This window comes from Ramlibacter sp. (genome assembly GCF_035706265.1).
Classification (GTDB): Bacteria; Pseudomonadota; Gammaproteobacteria; order Burkholderiales; family Burkholderiaceae_C; genus Ramlibacter.
On the sequence record NZ_DASSVG010000727.1, the window covers coordinates 1 to 3,757 of the forward strand.

Below are 3,757 nucleotides of genomic sequence, written 5' to 3' on the forward strand. Positions count from 1 at the left end.
GCACCTGCAGGACGGCCGCAGCCTGGTGGCCGACGAGAACTACGTGCGCGATTCCATCCTGCTGCCACGCAAGGACGTGGTGGCGGGCTTCGACCCCGTGATGCCCTCCTTCGCCGGCCAGCTGAGCGAGGAGGACCTGCAGGCCCTCGTGGCCTACGTGCGCTCCACGGGCGACCCGCAACCGGGAGTGCGGCCGTGAACTACCTGCAGGACGGAACCACCCTGCGCTCCTGGCTCGCCACCACCGACCACAAGCGCATCGCGATCCTCTACGCCATCTCCATCACCGCCTTCTTCTTCATCGGCGGACTGGCGGCCACCGTGATCCGGCTGGAACTCGCCACGCCGGCGGGCGACCTGGTCAGCGACGACAGCTACAACCGCCTCTTCACCGCCCACGGCGTGATCATGGTGTGGCTGTTCCTGATCCCGTCGATCCCCTCGGTGCTGGGCAACTTCCTGATCCCGCTGATGATCGGCGCGCGCGACCTCGCCTTCCCCCGCCTGAACCTCACCAGCTGGTACCTGTACCTGGCCGGCGGCCTGCTGGTGCTGGCCGCGCTCGCCACCGGCGGCGTGGACACCGGCTGGACCTTCTACACGCCCTACTCCACCCTGTTCTCCAACAGTGCGGTGGTGCTCACGCTGGCCGGCGTGCTGGTGGTGGGCTTCTCGTCCATCCTCACCGGCCTGAACTTCATCGTCACCGTGCACCAGCTGCGCGCGCCGGGCCTCGGCTGGTTCCAGTTGCCGCTGTTCGTGTGGGCGCACTACGCCACCAGCATCATCCTGGTGCTCGCGACGCCGGTGCTGGCCATCACCACCCTGCTGGTCGTCGCCGAGCACCTGTGGCACATCGGCGTGTTCGATCCGCAGTACGGCGGCGACCCGCTGCTGTTCCAGCACCTGTTCTGGTTCTACTCGCACCCGGCCGTCTACATCATGATCCTGCCGGCCATGGGCGTGGCGAGCGAGATCATCCCCTGCTTCGCGCGCAAGCCGATCTTCGGCTACCGCTTCATGGCCTACGCCATCCTCGGGATCGCCAGCATCGGCTTCCTGGTGTGGGGCCACCACATGTTCGTGAGCGGCCAGTCGCTGGCGGCCAGCATGGTGTTCTCGCTCCTGAGCTTCCTGGTCGCGATCCCCTCGGCGATCAAGGTGTTCAACTGGACGGCCACCCTCTACAAGGGTTCGATCCACCTGGACGCGCCCATGCTCTACGCGCTGGGCTTCGTCGGCCTGTTCACGATCGGCGGCCTGACGGGCCTCTTCCTCGCCGCGCTCGCGCTCGACGTGCACCTGACCGACACCTACTTCGTGGTCTCGCACTTCCACTACATCATGGTGGGCGGCTCGGTGATGGCCTACTTCGGCGCCCTGCACTTCTGGTGGCCCAAGGCCACCGGGCGCCTGTATCCCGAAGTGTGGGCGCGCATCGCGGCGGTGCTGATCTTCGTCGGCTTCAACGGCACCTTCTTCCCGCAGTACCTGCTCGGCGTGGAAGGCATGCCGCGCCGCTACCACAGCTACCCCGAGCCCTTCCAGGTGCTGCACATGCTGTCTTCGGCCGGGGCCGTGCTGCTGGCGCTGGGCTACCTGCTTCCGCTCGCGTATTTCGCCTGGTCGCTGCGCGCCGGCGCATTGGCAGGGGCGAACCCCTTCGACGCCCGCGGCCTGGAGTGGCAGACCCGCTCGCCGCCGCCGACGCACAACTTCGACGCGCCACCGCGCATTCCCGAACAGGTGTATGCCTACGACCCGAACGTGGCGACGGAGGCCCCACGATGAACACGCGCGCGCTGGCGCTGCACGACGAAGGCTTCACCGCGCGGCTCGGGATGTGGGTGTTCCTCGCCTCGGAAGTGATGTTCTTCGGCGGCATCTTCGTCACCTACGCCTACGGCCGCTCGCACTGGCCGCAGGGCTTCGCCGAGGCCGGCCGCCACACGCATGTCGTGATCGGCACCGTCAACACCGCGCTGCTGCTCACCAGCAGCGCCGTGGTCGCCTTCGCGTCGGCCTGTGCGCAGCACGCCCGCATGCGGCGCTGGACGGGGCGGCTGCTGTGGCTCACGGCCGCCTTCGGCGCGGCCTTCCTCGCGCTGAAAGGCGTGGAGTACGCGAAGGAATGGCAGGAAGGCCTGGTGCCGGGGGCGGGCTTCGTGCTCGCGACGCCCGGCGCGCAGCTGTTCTCCATGCTCTACTTCTTTGCCACCGGCCTGCACGCGCTGCACCTCGCGATCGGCATCGCGCTGGTCGGCGCCATGGCCTGGGGCGCCGGACGCCGCCGCGCCTGGGCCGACGCCGAAGCCGTGGAGATGGGCGCCCTGTACTGGCACTTCGTCGACATCGTCTGGATCTTTCTCTATCCGCTGATCTACCTGCTGGGGAGGCATGCATGACCGAATCCGAATTCCGGCGCCATGGGTGGCGCCTGCTGGCTGCCTGGGCCGTCCTGATCGTCCTGATGCTCGCCAGCCTGGGCAGCGCCTACGTGCCCCTTGGGCGCGGCAACGTGGCCGTGGGCCTCGCGATCGCCCTGGCGAAAGCGGGCATCGTGGCCGCGCTCTTCATGGGGCTGGCACGCGCACCGGCCCTGCTGCGCGTGGTGGGCTGCTTCGCCCTCGGCACGCTGTTGCTGCTGATCGGCCTGTCGGGCATCGACTACGCGACCCGGGCCGTCGCGCCCGCGCCCTTCCAGGGGAGCCTGCGATGAGCGCGCGGGTCGCCGTGGTCACCGGCGCCTCGGCCGGCATCGGGCGCGCCATCGCCTGCGAGTTCGCCCGCCATGGCTGGCGCGTGGCCCTGCTGGCGCGGGGCATGGACGGCCTCGAAGGCGCGCGCCGCGACGTGGAACGCCTGGGCGGCGAGCCGCTGGTGATCCCCACCGACGTGGCCGACGAGAAACAGGTCGAGGCGGCGGCCGCGGAGATCGAGGAGACCTGGGGCCCGATCGAGGTCTGGGTCAACGACGCGATGGCCACCATCTTCGCGCCGGCACTCGACATCGCGCCCGAGGACTTCCGCCGTGCCACCGAAGTCACCTACTTGGGCGCGGTGTGGGGCACGCTGGCGGCGCTGCGCCGCCTGCAGCCGCGCAACCGCGGCGCCATCGTGCAGGTGGGCTCGGCACTCGCGTACCGCTCGATCCCGCTGCAGGCGCCTTATTGCGGCGCCAAGGCGGCCCTGCGCGGCTTCACCGATTCGATCCGCTGCGAGCTCGCGCACGCGCGCAGCCGGGTGCACGTGACGATGGTGCAGCTGTCGGCCTTCAACACGCCGCAGTTCGACTGGGGCCGCACCACGCTGGACAAGCGGCCGCGGCCCATGGGCAAGATCTTCCAGCCCGAGGTCGCGGCGCGTGCCGTGTACTGGGCGGCCACGCACCGCCGGCGCGAGCTGTGGGTCGGCTGGCCCGCGGTGCAGGCCATCCTCGGCACGCGGCTCGCACCGGGCCTGCTGGATTGGATGCTCGGCCGCACGGCCGTGGACGGCCAGCACACCGACGAGCCGCTGCCGCCCGGGCGGCGCGACAACCTGTGGCAGCCGGTCGCCGGCGACCACGGCGCGCACGGCCGCTTCGACGCCCAGGCCCACGGCTCCAGCTGGCAGGCCTGGGCAACCACGCACCGGAGCGCGACCCTGGGCGCGCTGTCCCTGGCCGGGCTGCTGGCCACGCGCTGGCTGCGCCGGCGCTGATCGGGCCCGCGCCGGGGGCGCCTTTGCGGACCCGGTTGACCCCTGTCAATCCGGC

The 3,757-nt window shown here is 70.5% G+C and carries 5 protein-coding genes; all 5 read left to right on the top strand.

The features are described 5' to 3' along the window. On the top strand, nucleotides 1-199 hold a 199-nt coding region (locus tag VFM98_RS25990), incomplete at its 5' end, for a c-type cytochrome (RefSeq protein WP_414709090.1). Next, nucleotides 196-1,791 carry a cytochrome c oxidase subunit I gene (gene ctaD / locus VFM98_RS25995; protein WP_325112781.1) on the top strand — a complete coding sequence of 532 codons (1,596 nt, stop codon included), beginning with the start codon at nucleotides 196-198 and terminating at the stop codon, nucleotides 1,789-1,791. The genes VFM98_RS25990 and ctaD, both read left to right, overlap by 4 nt. Further along, on the top strand, nucleotides 1,788-2,405 hold the full coding sequence (locus VFM98_RS26000) for a cytochrome c oxidase subunit 3 (protein ID WP_325112782.1): 618 nt from the start codon (nucleotides 1,788-1,790) through the stop codon (nucleotides 2,403-2,405). The genes ctaD and VFM98_RS26000 overlap by 4 nt, the downstream gene beginning before the upstream one ends. Beyond that, the gene (locus VFM98_RS26005) at nucleotides 2,402-2,719 is read left to right on the top strand and encodes a cytochrome C oxidase subunit IV family protein (RefSeq protein WP_325112783.1); all 318 of its coding nucleotides are present in this window, start codon (nucleotides 2,402-2,404) and stop codon (nucleotides 2,717-2,719) included. Before VFM98_RS26000 ends, VFM98_RS26005 begins: the two co-directional genes overlap by 4 nt. Beyond that, nucleotides 2,716-3,702, top strand: coding sequence for an SDR family oxidoreductase (locus VFM98_RS26010; protein ID WP_325112784.1), 987 nt, complete (start codon nucleotides 2,716-2,718; stop codon nucleotides 3,700-3,702). The genes VFM98_RS26005 and VFM98_RS26010 overlap by 4 nt, the downstream gene beginning before the upstream one ends. Nucleotides 3,703-3,757 lie beyond the last annotated feature (55 nt).